Origin of the sequence: Bradyrhizobium sp. B124 (genome assembly GCF_038967635.1) — a bacterium.
GTDB lineage: Bacteria > Pseudomonadota > Alphaproteobacteria > Rhizobiales > Xanthobacteraceae > Bradyrhizobium.
In genome coordinates, this window is sequence record NZ_CP152413.1 from 4,260,888 (window position 1) to 4,277,273 (window position 16,386).

The 16,386-nt window shown below is 65.3% G+C and carries 17 protein-coding genes; 8 read left to right on the forward strand and 9 right to left on the reverse strand.

The annotated features are described in order from the left end of the window. Positions 1–8 precede the first annotated feature (8 nt). The 4 genes from AAFG13_RS20485 to AAFG13_RS20500 form a co-directional block, all read right to left on the reverse strand. Positions 9–1,631 carry an inorganic phosphate transporter gene (locus AAFG13_RS20485; RefSeq protein WP_342713161.1) on the reverse strand — a complete coding sequence of 541 codons (1,623 nt, stop codon included), beginning with the start codon at positions 1,629–1,631 and terminating at the stop codon, positions 9–11. A 281-nt stretch (positions 1,632–1,912) separates the two neighbouring features. After that, a complete protein-coding gene (locus tag AAFG13_RS20490) occupies positions 1,913–2,347 on the reverse strand; it encodes a DUF5413 family protein (protein WP_212316123.1) in 435 nt (144 codons plus the stop codon). Positions 2,348–2,534: 187 nt separating this feature from the next. Continuing rightward, entirely contained in the window at positions 2,535–4,118 is a 1,584-nt protein-coding gene (locus tag AAFG13_RS20495; RefSeq protein WP_212316125.1) for a hypothetical protein, read from the reverse strand. Positions 4,119–4,153: 35 nt separating this feature from the next. Continuing rightward, complete coding sequence (locus tag AAFG13_RS20500; protein WP_342713162.1) at positions 4,154–5,446, reverse strand: adenylosuccinate synthase; 1,293 nt, start codon at positions 5,444–5,446, stop codon at positions 4,154–4,156. Positions 5,447–5,795: 349 nt separating this feature from the next. Between AAFG13_RS20500 and ybaK the strand changes: the two genes are divergently transcribed. Further along, positions 5,796–6,278 (forward strand): Cys-tRNA(Pro) deacylase, encoded by a 483-nt coding sequence (gene ybaK / locus AAFG13_RS20505; protein ID WP_092117318.1) that lies wholly within the window; start codon positions 5,796–5,798, stop codon positions 6,276–6,278. Between the two features lie 104 nt (positions 6,279–6,382). On the opposite strand, the gene AAFG13_RS20510 is transcribed toward ybaK, so the two are convergent. The 3 genes from AAFG13_RS20510 to AAFG13_RS20520 are packed head-to-tail and all read right to left on the reverse strand — an operon-like array spanning position 6,383 to position 8,620. Next, positions 6,383–6,601 carry a hypothetical protein gene (locus tag AAFG13_RS20510; protein ID WP_092117320.1) on the reverse strand — a complete coding sequence of 73 codons (219 nt, stop codon included), beginning with the start codon at positions 6,599–6,601 and terminating at the stop codon, positions 6,383–6,385. Between the two features lie 38 nt (positions 6,602–6,639). After that, the gene (locus AAFG13_RS20515) at positions 6,640–8,004 is read right to left on the reverse strand and encodes a cytochrome P450 (RefSeq protein WP_249132209.1); all 1,365 of its coding nucleotides are present in this window, start codon (positions 8,002–8,004) and stop codon (positions 6,640–6,642) included. Further along, positions 7,964–8,620: an acyl-homoserine-lactone synthase gene (locus AAFG13_RS20520; RefSeq protein ID WP_212316130.1), complete on the reverse strand. Its 657-nt coding sequence runs from the start codon at positions 8,618–8,620 to the stop codon at positions 7,964–7,966. Before AAFG13_RS20520 ends, AAFG13_RS20515 begins: the two co-directional genes overlap by 41 nt. A 79-nt stretch (positions 8,621–8,699) precedes the next feature. Between AAFG13_RS20520 and AAFG13_RS20525 the strand changes: the two genes are divergently transcribed. The 5 genes from AAFG13_RS20525 (at position 8,700) to AAFG13_RS20545 (ending at position 13,588) form a co-directional block, all read left to right on the forward strand. After that, complete coding sequence (locus tag AAFG13_RS20525) at positions 8,700–9,473, forward strand: LuxR family transcriptional regulator (protein ID WP_212316132.1); 774 nt, start codon at positions 8,700–8,702, stop codon at positions 9,471–9,473. Positions 9,474–9,817: 344 nt separating this feature from the next. Beyond that, positions 9,818–10,204: a hypothetical protein gene (locus tag AAFG13_RS20530; protein ID WP_212316134.1), complete on the forward strand. Its 387-nt coding sequence runs from the start codon at positions 9,818–9,820 to the stop codon at positions 10,202–10,204. A 270-nt stretch (positions 10,205–10,474) separates the two neighbouring features. Beyond that, on the forward strand, positions 10,475–11,401 hold the full coding sequence (locus AAFG13_RS20535) for a DMT family transporter (RefSeq protein ID WP_342713163.1): 927 nt from the start codon (positions 10,475–10,477) through the stop codon (positions 11,399–11,401). Between the two features lie 115 nt (positions 11,402–11,516). Beyond that, positions 11,517–12,326, forward strand: a complete 810-nt coding sequence (locus AAFG13_RS20540) for an MlaD family protein (protein WP_342713164.1) — start codon at positions 11,517–11,519, stop codon at positions 12,324–12,326. A gap of 107 nt (positions 12,327–12,433) precedes the next feature. Beyond that, positions 12,434–13,588, forward strand: a complete 1,155-nt coding sequence (locus AAFG13_RS20545) for an alpha-hydroxy acid oxidase (protein WP_342713165.1) — start codon at positions 12,434–12,436, stop codon at positions 13,586–13,588. Positions 13,589–13,590: 2 nt separating this feature from the next. Here AAFG13_RS20545 and AAFG13_RS20550 read toward each other — a convergent pair whose 3' ends face one another. Beyond that, a complete protein-coding gene (locus tag AAFG13_RS20550; RefSeq protein WP_342713166.1) occupies positions 13,591–13,995 on the reverse strand; it encodes a hypothetical protein in 405 nt (134 codons plus the stop codon). A 74-nt stretch (positions 13,996–14,069) separates the two neighbouring features. Here AAFG13_RS20550 and AAFG13_RS20555 point away from each other — a divergent pair, with 74 nt between their 5' ends. After that, the gene (locus AAFG13_RS20555) at positions 14,070–14,687 is read left to right on the forward strand and encodes a TetR/AcrR family transcriptional regulator (protein WP_212316143.1); all 618 of its coding nucleotides are present in this window, start codon (positions 14,070–14,072) and stop codon (positions 14,685–14,687) included. 130 nt (positions 14,688–14,817) lie between these two features. Here AAFG13_RS20555 and AAFG13_RS20560 read toward each other — a convergent pair whose 3' ends face one another. After that, positions 14,818–15,222, reverse strand: a complete 405-nt coding sequence (locus AAFG13_RS20560; RefSeq protein WP_212316145.1) for a DUF1330 domain-containing protein — start codon at positions 15,220–15,222, stop codon at positions 14,818–14,820. A 133-nt stretch (positions 15,223–15,355) separates the two neighbouring features. On the opposite strand from AAFG13_RS20560, the gene AAFG13_RS20565 reads away from it, so the two are divergent. Further along, a complete protein-coding gene (locus tag AAFG13_RS20565) occupies positions 15,356–16,201 on the forward strand; it encodes a metal-dependent phosphohydrolase (protein WP_212316147.1) in 846 nt (281 codons plus the stop codon). The last annotated feature ends 185 nt before the right edge of the window (positions 16,202–16,386 follow it).

The window sequence follows — 16,386 nt, forward strand, 5'->3', positions numbered from 1 at the left end:
TGCTCCGGCTAAAACAAATGCGCGAACACGAAGTAGAGAATGCCAGAGATCAGCATCGCCACCGGCAAGGTCAGAACCCAGGCCATGGCGATGTTGCGGATTGTCGACCATTGCAGGCCGGACCCGTTTGCGGTCATGGTGCCTGCGATGCCGGATGACAGCACATGCGTCGTCGACACCGGCAGGCCGTATCCGTCTGCCGCGGCGATGGTCGCCGCCGCCGTGATCTCGGCGCAGGCGCCCTGCGCATAGGTCAGATGGGTCTTGCCGATCTTCTCACCCACCGTCACGACGATCCGCTTCCAGCCGACCATCGTGCCGAGGCCGAGCGCGATGGCGACCGCGATCTTCACCCAGGACGGGATGAATTTGGTCGCGGCATCCAGCGAGCCCTTGTAGCGATTGAGCGTCGCGACATCGGCATCGTTCAGCCCGCTGTCGCTGCTCTTCATGAGCGAGCGCAGCGCCTCCGATACCAGATACATGTCGTTACGCGTGTTGCCGACGGTCTCGGCCGGGAATTTCGCCAGCGAACCGTACTGAATGACCTGGTCGCTGATTTCGCCGACGAGAACGGCGAGTGACGGATAGGTATCGTCGGTGAGTTGTCGAAGCGCGATGTAGTTCGTCACCGCCGGACGCGGATTGCCCGTCACCTTGCGATCGGCTCCCCTATCCTCGATCACCTTGCTCGCCGCCGCCGAATTCGCGGTGAATGCCGCGATCTGGCTCGCAGGCATCGCGCGGTTGAGTGCGTAAGCGGTCGGGACCACGCCGATCAAGATGAGCATGATGAGACCCATGCCCTTTTGACCGTCGTTCGACCCGTGAAAGAAGCTGACCATGGTACAGGTCAGGATCAGGATGCCGCGGATCCACCACGGCGGCGGCTGATCGCCTTTCGGCTCGCCGAACAGCGCCGGCGTTGCGCGCAACAGCGCGGTTTTCAGCCCGTAGAGCAGGATGGCAGCGAGCGCAAATCCGAACAGCGGCGACAGCAGCAGCGCCTTGCCGGTGTTGACGGCCTGCGACCAATCCACGCCGGACGTCCCCTCCCGTCCATGCATCAGCGCATTCGCGATCCCCACGCCCATGATCGATCCGATCAGGGTGTGCGAACTCGAGGCGGGCAATCCGAAATACCAGGTGCCCACGTTCCAGATGATGGCGGCGATCAGCAGCGCAAACACCATGGCGAAGCCGGCACTGCTGCCGACCTGAAGGATCAGTTCGACCGGCAACAACGAGACGATGCCGAAGGCAACGGCACCGCTGGAGAGCAGGACGCCGATCAGATTGAAGAGGCCCGACCAGACCACGGCAATGTGGGCCGGCATCGAGCGCGTGTAGATTACGGTCGCGACGGCGTTCGCCGTGTCGTGAAAGCCGTTGACGAATTCGAAGCCGAGCGAGATCAACAGCGCCACGAACAGCAGCAGGAACGCCGCATAAGAGGTCTTGCCCGCGCCCGTCGCGCCGACGTCCGCGTAGATGCTGTAGGCCACGAACAGCAGCGCGGCTCCGATCACGCCGAGATAGATGATGCCGGTAAGAGGATGAAAGCCCTTCTCGAGATCGGGGCCGCGGCGCCGCGCGGGCTCAATCGAACCAGGTAACGCTACATCGCTCATATGATCGCCCTCACGGCCGCGGGAGGACAAAAGCGGCCATGTGACATTGGGACTACGTTTACATGACGCCCATATGACAGTTCCATGAAGGGCAATGCCCCCGGCTTTCAGCCGACGTCTAATACATTGACAAAATTACTATAATTGCGCGACCGACTGCTCGCCATGCGTTGGCATGGCCACCTGTCCGGCTGCGATGCGCTCAATGTGCCGCCCGTCAGAAATCGCCGATCATGTCAAAGCCGGCGACTTCTGTTTTCCCGAGGCAATGCGTACATGCCCTAATGCTGGGATGCCGGCTGTGCCGGCACGTGCTGCTCTTCGGCATATTTGTGCGCCAGCCAGGACGTGATCACGCCCGGGATGAAGCCGACCAGCCCGTAGAGGATGAACTGCACGGCGCCGCTTTCGGAGCCGTGCGAGGCGTAGGTCAGCGCCGCGCCGACGAACGCCACGAGACCTACGATCAGCATCCGCACCGTCGGTGTGATCCGCCGCATATGCATCAGGATGTCGTCGATCGCGCCGAACATCAGCGACGGCACGATGCCGAACAGATAATTGTATTGCAGCGACTTCACGAACACGACGAACAGCTTCGCCACTTCGCCGCCATTGGTCTCGGTCCAGTAGCCGGACTGATAGGTGGTCATGAGCAGCAGCAGGAAGCCGCCGATGAACGGCCCGATGGCTGCGAAGATCAGATAGCGTTTCATGGCGTGCCCCTGCCCGACATCAGGCGAGTGTAACGCAGTCACGCGACGGTTCTAGGGAAATTCGAAAGCGCCCGGTAATGTTCCGGGATCATCGCGTCGATGCGCTGCAACAGTTCGCTGCGATACGGAATCGCCCGGACTCAGCCGGGCGATGAGATCGTGAGGACCGAGGTGAGCGCTGAAGCTGTTACTCACCCCACGCCGCGAAGGCGTCGTTGAAGGCGCGCTCGCCGGGGGCGCCCTTTTCGATCGCGATGATGGCACGGCGCTGGTTGGTGTAGACCAGCGGCACGTCGAACCAGGAGCGCTCCTTCAAGAGCTGCAGATTGCGCGAACGGTCGGCGTCGACATTGGAGAGGCCGACCAGGAAGAAGCCGTCGGTGACCTTGACCGCGAGCCCGGCCAGCGGCGTGCCGCGCGCCTGCTCGTTGGACTTCATCAGGATGCCCGGCACGTTGCCGACGCCGCCATTGGCGAAGTCCTGCGGCAGGATGAAGGTCAATTCCGCGGTATGGCTCGCCGGCAGCGATGAATCGGTGTTGCGGCGGAACGACATCGTCATCTTGAACTTGCGATCGGGGATGTCGATGTCAGCGCGCACGGCGATGTCGGGCTTCTGGTTGCCCGATCCCTTGACCTGCTCGGTGCGCCAGACCACCGAACCGACATATTGCTTGCCCTTCGGATCCGACGGGTCCTCGTCATAGAGCACCACGCGCTGCGCCACCGGGGCGACCGGCTCGCCGGACGACGACGGCTGGCCGACGCGGTCGGTGATCTTCTTGCTCGAAGGCGTCGCCGTGGCGTCCTTCGGCGCCTCGACGGGGGCCGAGGATTTGAACAGGCTGCTGACAAGGGTAGCGGCCTGCTGGTGGAACAGAAAGCCGGTGCCGACCAGGATCAGCAGGATGCCGATCGCGATCGCGGTCTTGAACGGGAACATCGAACCGACACGCGGCCGCTTCGGCTCGCGCTCGGCATTGCTGACCCGCGAGCGTGGCGGCGGCGGCGCCTGGGGCGGCTGCGGGGCGTAGCGCTCCGCCTCCTCGATCGACTCGTCGTAGGAATACGGCGCCTCAGGATCGCCGCCGCGATTTTCGAGGCTCGGCTCGAGCCGGTCGAATTCCGGCGAGGGCGACGGCACGTTGGCGTAGGTCTTGCGCGCGTTGCGGCTGGCTTGCGCCGCGGCACGGCCGAGATCGTCGGCGTCGGCGGTGATATCGCGGAAGCCGCGCACGCCCGGGGCGGCCGGCGGCGTCGGGGGCTGCGCGCCTTCGGGGCCCCGGCGCGGCGCAGCCGGCCGGGCCTGCGGCGCCTGGGTATCGGGGCCAGCAGGGGCCTGCGGGTTCTGCGGCCGCGGCGGGGCCGGCGGCGGCGCATCGGGGCGCAAATTGCGCGGCGGGCGCGGTTCGGCCGGCGGCCGCGGGCGCGCGGCATTGTCGGCGGAATTGGCCTCGGGCGGCCTTGCACTTGCCTCCGGCGGCCTTGGATTGGCCCGGCGCAGCGGGTCGCTGCTGCGGGCCGCCCCGCCGCCGGGGCGCGAGGCCTCGCGGGCGCGCTGCGCGGCCTCGGACTCGACCTTGCGCACCGCCTCTTCCAGCGACAGCCGCTCGCGGGTGATCTCGGATTCGGAGAGCGGCGGCTGCACGCCGCGGAGCTGCTGGATCAACGCCGTCCGCGCCCGCGCATACAGCGCACGGCGGGCTTCGCCGGGGGCGTTGGGGTCCAGTCCGGCGATGGCACGGGCGATCAGCGGGTAGTAGTCAGCCATTTCCACACAATTGGTGGGATATAGGTAATATCCCGTTAAGCCTCGAACGGATTCTGTACCAGAATAGTATCTTCACGTTCCGGACTGGTGGAAAGCAGGGTGACCGGGCACCCCACCAGCTCCTCGACCCGGCGGACATACTTGATGGCCTGGGCCGGCAGGTCCGCCCAGGACCGTGCATGGGCGGTCGGCTGCTTCCAGCCCTCGATGATCTCATAGATAGGCTCGATGCGGGCCTGCGCGCCCTCGCCTGCCGGCAGGTGGTCGATTTCCTTGCCGTCGAGCTTGTAGCCGATGCAGACCTTGATGCTGTCGAACCCGTCGAGAATATCGAGCTTGGTCAGCGCCAGCCCGGCAATTCCGCAGGTGCGGACGGTCTGCCGCACCAGCATCGCGTCGAACCAGCCGACCCGGCGCTTGCGCCCGGTGTTGACGCCGAATTCCTTGCCGCGGCGGCCGATTTCCTCGCCGATCTCGTCGTTCAGCTCGGTCGGGAACGGACCCTGGCCGACCCGGGTGGTGTAGGCCTTGCAGATGCCGAGCACATAGCCGACGGCGCCCGGACCCATGCCGGTGCCGGTCGCGGCCTGTGCCGCCACCGTATTGGACGATGTCACATAGGGATAGGTGCCGTGGTCGACGTCGAGCAGCGCGCCCTGCGCGCCCTCGAACAGGATGCGCTTGCCCTCGCGGCGCTTGATATCCAGCAGCCGCCACACCGTCTCGGCATAGGGCAGCAGTTTCGGTGCGAACGCCGTCAGTTCGGCGAGGATGCCTTTGCCGTCGATCTCCTCCAGATTGTTGCCGCGGCGCAGCGCATTGTGGTGCGCCAGCAGGCGTTCGATCTTGTGCGGCAGGGTATCGAGATCGGCGAGATCCATCAGGCGGATGGCTCTACGGCCGACCTTGTCCTCATAGGCCGGGCCGATGCCGCGGCGGGTGGTGCCGATCGAGGTGACGGCGTTGGAGGATTCGCGCAGCGAGTCGAGCTCGCGATGCAGCGGCAGGATCAGCGTGACGTTCTCGGCGATCCGCAGATTGTCCGGTCCGACCGCAACGCCCTGCCCCCTCAGCTTGGCGACCTCGTCGAGGAAGGCCTGCGGATCGAACACCACGCCGTTGCCGATCACCGCGAGCTTGTTCGGGCGCAGCACGCCGGAGGGCAGCAGCGCCAGCTTGTAAGTCTCGCCATTGATCACGAGGGTATGGCCGGCATTGTGGCCGCCCTGGAAGCGCACGACGATGTCGGCCTGTTCCGACAGCCAGTCGACGATCTTGCCCTTCCCCTCGTCACCCCATTGGGCGCCGACGACGACAACATTGGCCATTGCGAAGATGTTCCCTTCAGGTGTTTCAGAGACCATGATCGCGGCGAAAACGCGTCCGCCCACAGCGACCATGCATGATATGCCCAGCCCAAACCGCGGCGCCCGGCCGCGCGCACGCAAGGCGCCTACCGGATAAAGGAAGCGGGTCGGCTGCGCAAGCAAGAAGGGGGTCGTTTGCGCCTTTTAGAGGGGCGACAAGCCTTTGATATCCCCTGAAAATTCCATGCCGCGCCCGGCCGCGCCGGACTGGCGGGAATTTAATGTTGGGGTGGCCTGACGCTGGCCGTACGGCCGATTGATCGCCGGGCCCATTGCGGCGATCATTCGCCCGTATCAACCGGCCCGGACCATGCCCAATTCGACACAAGCGACGATTGCGCTGCGCAAGCTAGGCATTGCCTTCAAGCTCCACACCTATGTCTACGATTCCAGCGCCGAGAGCATCGGGCTGCAGGCGGCGGAGGCGCTCGGCGTCGACCCGAACCGCATGCTCAAGACGCTGATGGCGGAGGTCGACGGCAAGCCGGTCTGCGCCGTGGTGCCGTCCGACTGCGAGGTCAGCATGAAGAAGCTTGCCGCAGCCCTCGGCGGCAAGTCGGCCAGGATGATGCGCCCGGCCGATGCCGAGCGGCTGACCGGCTATCATGTCGGCGGCATCAGCCCGTTCGGCCAGAAAAAGAAGGTGCCGACCGCGATCGACGAGACCGCGCTCACCCATGTCACCGTGTTCGTCAATGGCGGCCAGCGCGGCCTGCAGATCGAGATCGATCCGAACGACGCCGCGCTTGCCGCCGGCGCCACGATGAAGGCGCTGGTGGCGACGCAGGACTAGAGCTTCGGTTCCGATTGAATCAGAATCGAAGCTCTCGACTCTTGTTTTGACGCGTTTGCTTCACGCGAACCGGTGCCCACTTCGCGCGAAAACGCTTCGCGCGATCAATGCGAGGGCTTGTCCCTGTTGAACTCCGCGCCGACGTAGTCGGACAGGCCGGACAATTCCTCCGCCGAAATATCGTTGACGTTGAGCCTGAGCTGCATGATCGCGAGGTCGAGCAGATGTGCGGCGAAGGTCGCGCCGGCCGCCGTCACGATGCTGCGCTGCTCGATCAAGACAGCGATGACGTCGCGCAAGCTGCGCATTTGCACTTGATCCATGGCCCTCTGCCCGATGCTGGCCGTCGTGATGTGTGTTGTCATTGGGATACCGATTGTAATGTGCTGATGGACGCCGCGCTGGCGGATGAAATGTATGGCAGCCGCTCGGCTTCCTCGCCGAGATGCAGGATGCGCGATGGCAGCTCGCGGACTTCGATGTCGATCGTCATCGGCGGCGGAATCAGCGTCACCGAGGCTTTCGGCCAGGGCGCCGGATTCGGGCTGACGGCGGTGAAGCGATAGGCGGCTGCGATCTCGAGCGCGAGCAATTGCAACTCGAGCATCGCAACCCCCATCCCGGCGCAGGCGCGCGGGCCGGCGCCGAACGGGATGTAGGCGTCGGTGTTGTAGCGCCGCGTCATCATGAAGCGGTCGGGATCCTCGAAATGCCTGGGATCGCGCTGCAATTGCCAGGGACAGATCAACAGCGAGGTGCCGACCTTGAGGTCGCGCCCGCCGATCGTCACCGGCTGCATCACCTCGCGCGAGAACCACCAGGCGCTGGGATAGAGCCGGCAGACCTCCTTGACAAACGTCGCGCTCAGATTGGCGCGTTTCACCGCATCAAGCCGGAGTTCGCCATCGTCGCCAAGGCACTCCGCCGCCTCGTCGGCAATGTCGTCCATCAGGGCGGGATCGGCGGCCATCTGGTAGAACATCCACGCCGCAGTCGAACCCGTGGTGTGATGGCCGGCCAGCAGCAGTGTCAGGATCTCGTCCTCGAGATCGCGATCGCTCAGGCCGAGCGCCTCGAGATCGCGCAGCGCGCTGCTCGAGCCCGCCTTGCGGCGCAGGCGTTGCACCACCGTCGACATGGCAAGCTTGGCGCAGACCCGGTTCTGCCGGCGCCGGTACCAAGCCACCGGACCGAACGGCAACGCGCGGAACATCTCCTCGGCCAGATCGTCCTCGATCACGCCGACGGCCTGAACCAGCGCTTCCTCGTCGCCAGACGACATCACCTGGGAGCCGAAGATCGCGACGCAGATGGTCCGGAGCGCCAGCATCGCGGTGACATGGTGCGGATCGAACGATCCGAGCCGCGCCAGGCTGGCGCCGACCGCGCGGATTTCGGCGCACATATGCGGCAGGAATTTCTCGACGCTGCCCTTGGCCATGTGCTTCTGCAGCACCGTCCGGCGCCGCTTGTGCTCCTCGCCGCTCAGCATCAGCGAGCTGCGGCCGAGCACCGGCGTCAGCTTCTTGATCAGCTTGCCCTTTCCGATGTCGGTCTCCGGCGCCTTGAGGATCGGGCGCAGCAGATCGGGATCGTTCACCAGAAAGACCGGCGCAGGACCGAGCCGCAGGGGCACGAGCCCCAGCTCGGCCTCGTTGCCGCGCGTCAGCAACAGACGCAGCGGGTCACGCTGGAATGCTCGAACGTCCGAGAACATGTGAGGCATCGTGAATCTCCAATTGCCGTCCAAGGTCGAGGAATTTGGTCAGGCCGGGATTGTCGGCGAGACCAAGCGGGATTTCTCCGGCGAGCGCCGTCAGCGGGCGGCCCATGCGATCATTGCCGATCACCTGCGGCGGGCCGTAGCGGCGGGTGCGGATCTCCATGCGGGTGAGAAAGCGCTCATAGGAAAGGTCGGCGAGCGCCACGAGCGCCGCCGCCCCGCGCAGCTCGGCGAAGCGGAACATCAGCGCGTAGTTGACGCGTGCCGTCCGCGACCTCGCGACACCAGGCAGCACGCCGAAACGGCTGATTTCCCAGGCGTCGCGGCGGCTCGGAAAGCGGCGCACCGCAAGCTGCGGGAACACCGACTTGGTCAGATAGGGATAGTCGGTGCGGATCGCCCGGAAGCCACCGACCAGCTCGGCGCCTGCGAACAACAGGCAGTGCTCGGTATACCAGCTGTCGAACTGATCGCGTTCGACGTCGCCGGTCGTGCTCAGAAGCCAGCCGCAATGGTCGACGAACAGCCGCTTGCGCAGCCGCAACATCGCCCCGACATGCGCCGGATCAAGCTCTTCCCTGGTGATGAGTGCATGATATCCGTCCAATGAATGCGGCATTATCCTTTCCTCCAAATGCGGAACATCTGGAACGAAAGGGGCCAAATGTGGTACCCCCGGAAACCGGGGGTTTTAGTCAATGGGCCTGGTAGACGCGATTTCAACCATCGAGGCGTCGGATACCATCGACGAGCTCAGCTCGTCATTGCACCGTGTCATCCAGAACTACGGCTTCTCCGGCTTCGCCTTTGTCGATGCCGGCCGGCCCGACCTTGATCTGCCCTATCACATCGGCACCTTTCCCGACGCCTGGAAGCGGGCGTATGTGCAGAACGAGTTCGTCCATGCCGACCCGGCGCTGGCGCGGTCGCGACGCACCAACACGCCGTTCAGCTGGAGCAGCCTGAAGCTGCCGGAGCGCAGCGGACACAAGCGGGCGCCCGAGGCCAAGACGATGGATGCCGCGCGCGAGTTCGGATTCAAGGACGGCTTCGTGGTGCCGTTCCATTATCGCGACCGGCTCGGCGCCGTGCATTCGAGCTCGACGGTGTTCTTCTGGGAAGACCAGCCGCGCGACTTCGACAGACTGTTCGTCTGCCATCGCCATGAACTGCATCTGTTGATGATCTACTGGGTGCAGCGGGCGATGGACATCGTCAACCGCGACCAGCGCAACGCGCCGACCATCCTGAAGCCCGCCGACGCCGCCGAGACCATCAAGCTCACGGCACGGGAGAAGGAAGTGATCGCCTGGGCGGCGCGCGGCAAGACCGTGGCCGACACCGCGCAGATCCTCGGTATTTCGCCGGAGACGGTTGAAGGCTTCATCAAGCAGGCGCTGCGCAAGCTCGAGGCCTCCAACAAGACGCACGGGGTGGCGAAGAGCATCGCGCTCGGAATCATCGACCTGTAAGCGGCAACGCCGCGAACTGTAGCAAGGTCACACATCCGGGTTGGATTTGCCTCAATGATCGCCCCCAGATTGCATTCGCGTACGATCTTGATATTAAGGCTGCATAATTAAGGCTGCGGCCCGATGACAGGGATCTCAGACCATGGGTGCGTATTGCAGTGCCCACACGGCGCGACTGCTTGGCTGTCGTGAAAACACGGATCGTCCTGCAGGTCGCCGGGACCGATTGTCGATCCGGGTCATCCGTAGAAGTCCCGTCGCGACGAACCGCCGTTCCATTTGCTACCAATCATCGTCGCGGACATGCTGTCGACGGACGTAGCTGGAGATCGCCCAGGCGCACCATGAGCACATCGCAGGACGACCAGATCGATCAACTGGTGCAGGCGCGCTGGCGCGCAATCGGGCTGTCGCAGGCAGATCTCGCCGAGATCCTGTGCGCGGGCGCCTCCCTGCAAAAGAACGGCGTGGACGGCACCGTCAAGATCGATACCGGCCGCCTGGCGACCGTCGCCGAGATGCTCGGGGTCGCCGCCGACATCCTCAATCGCCGGCCCGCCACCCCGACGCAGACACACGGCGGCCATGCCTCGGAATCGCTGCAATCCTTGCTCGAGCTGCGCATGCTGCGGGTGTTCCGCGACGTCAAGGACCCCGACACCAAGCGGATCCTGATCGAGCTTGCCGAGCAGATCGTCAAGCGCCAGACCACGCCATCGGAGACCGGCTAGAGCGCGATCCGGAAAGGTGCGAGGCGGTTTTCCGGGAAGAGGATGCTCAAGTAAGAAGCCGTACCGAGCGGCGCGTGCTGCCGCCGCTGAGCGGCCCGGCAAAGCGCCATCGCGCCTTCCGTAAGGGGGCCTTCGCGCATGGTCGCGATGCGTCGATCACCATTGATAGAACGGCGGAATCCGTGTCTGTGACGGGTGCCGGGGCGATCCATACCGGCCCGGCGACGGCCGGGCAGGCGGGCCGCGGCGTCGTGAACCCGGGCCTTTCGCATGTCTGCCACCGATTCCACCACATCGCCTGCGTCCGGCTCCTGGATCGCCAACCAGCCATATCTGCTGCTCTGCATCACCGCGATGTGCTGGGCCGGCAATGCGATCGTCGGCCGGCTCGCCGCCGGCCATATTCCGCCGGTGACGCTGTCGTTCCTGCGCTGGTTCGTGGCGTTCCTGATCATCCTGCCGTTTGCCAGGAAGCACCTCGCCAGCGACTGGCCTGCCATCCGCAAGAATCTCGGCATCATGATGCTGCTGTCGATGACCGGCATCAGCGCCTTCAACACGCTGCAATACTGGGCGCTCGAGCACACCCAGGCGCTCAACACGCTGCTGCTGCAATCCTCCGTGCCGCTGATGGTCGCGCTGTGGTCGCTGATCCTGCTCGGCGCGCGGCTGACGCTGGCGCAGCTCTGCGGCGTCTTGCTGTCGCTCGCCGGCGTGCTGGTGATCCTGCTGCACGGCGATCTCACGACGCTGTCGAAGATCGAGTTCAACAAGGGCGACCTGATCTTCATCGCCGCGCTGGTGATCTTCGCGCTGTACTCGGTGCTGACCCTGAAGCGGCCCAAGATCCATGGCCTGTCGGTCGCGGCCTTCACCTTCGGCTGCGGCGCGCTGTTCCTGATCCCGTTCCTGATCTGGGAACTCGGCACGCGTCCGGTGATGCAGCTCACCACCAGCAATCTGCTGTCGCTGTTCTATGTCGCGGTATTCCCCTCGACGGTGGCCTATCTGTGCTTCAACCGCGGTGTGCAGCTGATCGGCGCCAACCGCGCCGCGCCGTTCTTCCACATGGTTCCGGTGTTCGGCACCATCATGTCGATCGTGTTCATCGGCGAGCATCCGCAGGCCTTCCATTTCATCGGCTTCGCGCTGGTGCTGGCCGGCGTCTTCGCGGCGTCGCGGAGGCAGAGCGCATGACTCTCCACTCCCTCTCCCCGCTCTTCGCGGGGAGAGGTGAAAGAAGAGGCGCGGTGACTATCGGCGGCAAATCCGCTATCTCTTGAGGTCTGCTTCGCGGACAGGTCCCCAACGCATGGCGCGCGCCAGCAATCTCGTGATCGGCACCCTGACGCTGGCTTTGATCGCCTGCTCGCTCGGCGGCTGGCTGGGCTATCAGCGCTATGCCGGCATCAAGCGGATGGTGCCGTTCCGCGTCGTGTTCGAGGGCTCGGCGTCGGGCCTGCGCCGCGGCGGCAGCGTCAACTTCGCCGGCGTGCGGATCGGCGAGGTGGTCTCGATCAGGCTCGACCGTCACCGCGTGGTCGCGATGACGCGGATCGAGGGCAACGCCCCGATCAAGAAGGACACCCAGGTCGGCCTCGAATTCCAGGGCCTCACCGGGATCGCCTCGATCTCCTTCACCGGCGGCACCGACGATGCGCCGCCGCCGCCGCTCGGCGCCGACGGCATTCCCGAGCTGACCGCCGACGCCGAAGGCACGATGGGCATCCAGGAGAAACTGCGGGTCGCCCTGCGCAATGTCGACCGCGTCATCACAGAGAACGAGGCCGACATCAAGGACTCGCTGCTCGGGCTCGAGAACTTCACCAACTCGCTGTCCGGCAATGGCGAGCTGATCGCGGGCTTCATCGATGCCGCCGAGGACGGCGTCGACGCGGTCGACAGCAAGTTGACGTCCGCCGACAAGTTCCTGAAGAGCTTCGGCAGCGACAAATATGGTGGCGAGCTGCTGCCGACCGTGATCTCGTTGCGCGAGCTGATCCAGAGTTTTGACAAGAAATCCGGCGCCATGATCGCCGAAACCCGCAGGACGCTCAGCGACGTCAGCCAGTCCGTCAACAAGTTCAACGAAAAAATTGTCGGGCGCGGCGGCAGGCGCTAGCCTCGCGTTCCAGCCAAGAACCAAGAACAACGGAAACACTCGACGTGCACGACCGGACCGCAGCCCCTTCCCCGCCTCCCGCAACCGTCAACCGCGCGGCGAGCGCCGTGCCCCGGCATTTGCGGCGCTACCTCACGCTCGACGATTTCGAACCCCAGGCGCGGCGGCTGCTGCCGAAATTCCTCTACGGCTACATCTCCGGCGGCGCCGAGACCGACGCGGCACGCACCGACAATCGCCGGGCCTTCGACGAATACGGCTTCGTGCCGCGGGTGCTGAAGGACGTCTCCGGCCGCGACCAGACCACGACGCTGTTCGGCAAGACCTACGCCTCGCCGTTCGGGATTCCGCCGATGGGCTCGTCCGCGCTGTGCGCCTATCGCGGCGACATCGTGCTGGCGCGGGCCGCGGCCGCGGCCAACGTGCCGATGATCCTCTCGGCCTCCTCGCTGATCACGCTGGAGGACGTCCGCGCCGCCAACCAGCAGGCCTGGTACCAGGCCTATCTCGCCGGGCTCGACGAACGCATCGAGCCGCTGGTCGATCGCGTCGCGGCGGCCGGCTACGACACCTTCGTCGTCACCGCCGACGTGCCGGTGCCGCCCAACCGCGAGAACAACATCCGCAACGGCTTCCAGGTGCCGCTCGAGATCACGCCGCTTGTGTTCTGGGACACCATCACCCATCCGGACTGGCTGCTGAACACCTGGGCACGCACCGTGTTCAATCACGGCATGCCGCATTTCGAGAACATGGACGCCAAGCGGGGCCCGCCGGTGCTGTCCAAGAATTTGATGCGCAACATCGGCAGCCGCGACCAGCTTGCCTGGAAACACGTCGAGCTGATCCGCAAGCGCTGGCACGGCAAGCTCGTGATCAAGGGGCTGATCTCGCCGGAGGATGCGCGGCTGGCGCGCGAGCATGGCTGCGATGGCGTGATGGTCTCCAACCATGGCGGCCGCCAGCTCGACCATACCGTCTCCGCGCTGCGCACTCTGCCGGAGATCGCGGCGCAGAAGGGCGGCATGACCGTGATGATGGACGGCGGCATCCGCCGCGGCACCGACGTGATCAAGGCGCTCGCGCTCGGTGCGGATTTCGTCTGGATCGGCCGCCCGTTCCTCTATGGCGCGGTGGTCGCAGGCGAAGCCGGCGTCTCGCGCGCGATCTCACTGCTGCACGCCGAGATCGACCGCGACCTCGCGCTGCTCGGCATCCGCAGCCTGAAAGAGATCACGGCGGACCTGGTGCGGAAATATTGAGCTCAGGCGTAGCGCGCGGCGCCCATGCAGAGCGCGGTGATCGCGAGCAGCCCGGCCGCGATGCGTTGGGCGACCGCGAGCCGCGAACGTGCGGCTGACGGTTCGGCCGCGCCATTGCGCAGCTGCCGGATAGCGCCGCCGCCGACGATGATCTGCACGGCAATGGCGGCCAGCGCGGCCAGCGCGCCGCCTGCCAGGATCTGCTCCGACAGCGCGAACGAACCTTCATGGACCAGCCGCCACAGCGTGGCACCGGTCACGATCGCAACCGTTGCCGCGCCGATTTGCGGCACCAGCAGCTTCTCGCCACCGAGGCCGCCGGTACGCGCCAAAGTGAAGCTGGAGCCGGCCCAAAACACCGATGACAGGACGTGAAGGGACATGGCTATGATGAGGACGGTCTGCATGATCTCGCTCCAAAGGGCATTGGAAATTAGATATACATAATGTATAGTCAATCTGACGAAAGCAAGGCCAACGGATGCCGCCGCGCAGTTATGTGAGCCCGGCGCGTAGCGCCGCCGCCGCCGAGACCCGCGAGCGCGTGATCGAGGCCGCCTCGCGCACGCTGCGCGAAGGCGAGAGCATTGCGCGCTTCTCGCTGGATACGGTGGCAAAGGCCGCCGGCGTGACGCGGCTGACGGTCTATAACCAGTTCGGCTCGCGGCGCGGACTGCTCGAAGCCGTGTTCGACGAGATCGCGCGCCATGGCGGGCTGCATCAGCTCGCCGACGCCATGGCGATGGCCGATCCGCGCGCCGCGCTCGACCGCATGGTCGAGATCTTCTGCGGCTTCTGGAGCCGCGATTCCGCGGTCGGACGCCTGCACGACGCGATGGCGACCGATCCCGAGTTCGCCGAAGCCGTGCGCGAGCGCAACGAACGCCGCCGCCGCGGCGTCACCGCATTGATCGACCGCATCGCGGGCAAGGGCGCGCCGCCGCAGGCCCGCAAGGACGCCGTCGACCTGATCTTCGCGCTGACAAGCTATCCGACCTTCGCCTCGCTGAGCGCGGGGCGGTCTCGGGATGAGGTCTGCCGGGTGGTGCAGGCGGCCTGCCGCGCGGCGTTGGGCCTGCTCTCAAACCCGTCATCCTGAGGCGCGAGCGCAGCGAGCCTCGAAGGATGAATCGGCCACAGCCGGGCCGTCGACCCTTCAAGGGCCGCTGAAGAAGCGGTGACGGAGATGGATTGGCGTACACGGGTTCAGTCAAGAGACGTGCGTCTTGCTACTCGCCGACCTTGAACTTGCTGTAGGCCTCGCGCGTCGCGATGATGACGTGCTCCTCGCAGCCGTTGCGGCGATGCGGGTCGCAGCGGGTCTCGTAGTCGGCCGAGGTCATCATGTCGAGGAAGGCCGCGACGCTCGGGTAATAGACCAGCGCAAGGTAATCCCAGCGCTGGCCGGCCGGCTCGCCCAGCGCGACCGTCTCGGCGCTGCCGGTCCAGAGCAGCGTGCCGCCGCGTGCCTTGATCATGGGGACGGTGAGCGCGCTGTAGCGCAGATAGGCATCCCAGCCCGAGCCGTCGCCGTCGAGCGACCGCTGGCGAAATCGCATCAGATTGACCATCACGACCGGAGCCTCTTGATCCAGTTCGCCCAAGCCTTTGACGTTCAAGAGATCGACACCCATCCACCAGCTCCCGCCCAAAGTCGCATCAGTCCTAGCCGGGTCGGACCGGCCGCAACGATTATGTCACATCGCGGGACTACCCTGAAATGCCGGCAGGCCGTAAGCTCGTCACCCGATCTCGGAGGTCAATGCCGTGATGACCCTTCCCGAACTTGCGGCCGACGCGCTCGGCAAATTCCTCGGCGAATACATGCAGCGCCGGTTCGGCTCTTCGCAGACCCAGCTGGTCGAGATGGTGCCGTCGATCGCGCGGATCGCGATCGAATGCATCGGCAACAGCGACGCGCTGTATCACAATGTCGAGCACACCATGCTGGTGACCCTGGCCGGCCACGCCATCCTGCGCGGCCGCGCGCTGCACTCGCACATGAGCGCCGAGGACTATGCGCATGTCATCGTCGCCTGCCTCACCCATGACATCGGCTATGTGCGCGGGCTGTTCGATGCCGACGACCAGGACGGCTATCTGGTCGCAGCCGACGGCCGCAAGGTGATCCTGCCGCGCGGCTCGTCGGATGCGGCGCTGATGTCCTATCACGTCGACCGTTCGAAGATCTTCGTGATGGAGCGGCTCAAGGGCGTCGCCCAGCTCGACAAGGAGCGCATCGCGCGCGCCATCGAGGGCACCCGCTTTCCACAGAGCGCGCCGGACGGGAATGAGGAATTCGGCGAGGAGGCCATCCTGCTGCGGGCCGCCGACCTGATCGGCCAGCTCGGCGATCCCCATTACATCCGCAAGGCCAACGCGCTGTACCTCGAATTCGAGGAGGCCGGACTGAACCGCCAGCTCGGCTACGATTCGCCGGCCGACCTCGTCGACCTCTATCCGCGCTTCTACTGGGACAGCGTCGCGCCGCACGTGCAGAAGGCGATCCGCCACCTCAACATCACCTCCAGCGGACGGCAATGGATCGCCAATCTCTACGGCAACGTGTTTCGCGCCGAGCGCGACATCTCGCTGTCGGGGCCGCAGAAATAGGTCGAAGGCCGCACCGCACCAGGTCGTCATACCCCGCGAAAGCGGGGTATCCAGTACGCCGCAGCCTATCGATTGATCGCTGACGCCTCTGGAATACTGGATCACCCGCCTTCGCGGGTGATGACACCGCACGCATGGCTCCAATCCGCTCTTTCGTCTTGTGGCGGCGGCGGATTCGGGCACAA

Excerpts from the sequence above, each read along its gene's own strand:
- AAFG13_RS20525 (WP_212316132.1), top strand. The coding sequence starts at position 8,700 with ATGGGCCTGGTAGACGCGATTTCAACCATCGAGGCGTCGGATACCATC.
- AAFG13_RS20555 (WP_212316143.1), top strand. The coding sequence starts at position 14,070 with ATGCCGCCGCGCAGTTATGTGAGCCCGGCGCGTAGCGCCGCCGCCGCC.
- AAFG13_RS20495 (WP_212316125.1), bottom strand. The coding sequence starts at position 4,118 with ATGGCTGACTACTACCCGCTGATCGCCCGTGCCATCGCCGGACTGGAC.
- AAFG13_RS20535 (WP_342713163.1), top strand. The coding sequence starts at position 10,475 with ATGTCTGCCACCGATTCCACCACATCGCCTGCGTCCGGCTCCTGGATC.
- AAFG13_RS20490 (WP_212316123.1), bottom strand. The coding sequence starts at position 2,347 with ATGAAACGCTATCTGATCTTCGCAGCCATCGGGCCGTTCATCGGCGGC.
- AAFG13_RS20515 (WP_249132209.1), bottom strand. The coding sequence starts at position 8,004 with ATGCCTCACATGTTCTCGGACGTTCGAGCATTCCAGCGTGACCCGCTG.
- AAFG13_RS20530 (WP_212316134.1), top strand. The coding sequence starts at position 9,818 with ATGAGCACATCGCAGGACGACCAGATCGATCAACTGGTGCAGGCGCGC.
- AAFG13_RS20520 (WP_212316130.1), bottom strand. The coding sequence starts at position 8,620 with ATGCCGCATTCATTGGACGGATATCATGCACTCATCACCAGGGAAGAG.
- AAFG13_RS20500 (WP_342713162.1), bottom strand. The coding sequence starts at position 5,446 with ATGGCCAATGTTGTCGTCGTCGGCGCCCAATGGGGTGACGAGGGGAAG.
- AAFG13_RS20510 (WP_092117320.1), bottom strand. The coding sequence starts at position 6,601 with ATGGATCAAGTGCAAATGCGCAGCTTGCGCGACGTCATCGCTGTCTTG.
- ybaK (WP_092117318.1), top strand. The coding sequence starts at position 5,796 with ATGCCCAATTCGACACAAGCGACGATTGCGCTGCGCAAGCTAGGCATT.
- AAFG13_RS20550 (WP_342713166.1), bottom strand. The coding sequence starts at position 13,995 with ATGCAGACCGTCCTCATCATAGCCATGTCCCTTCACGTCCTGTCATCG.
- AAFG13_RS20540 (WP_342713164.1), top strand. The coding sequence starts at position 11,517 with ATGGCGCGCGCCAGCAATCTCGTGATCGGCACCCTGACGCTGGCTTTG.
- AAFG13_RS20560 (WP_212316145.1), bottom strand. The coding sequence starts at position 15,222 with ATGGGTGTCGATCTCTTGAACGTCAAAGGCTTGGGCGAACTGGATCAA.
- AAFG13_RS20485 (WP_342713161.1), bottom strand. The coding sequence starts at position 1,631 with ATGAGCGATGTAGCGTTACCTGGTTCGATTGAGCCCGCGCGGCGCCGC.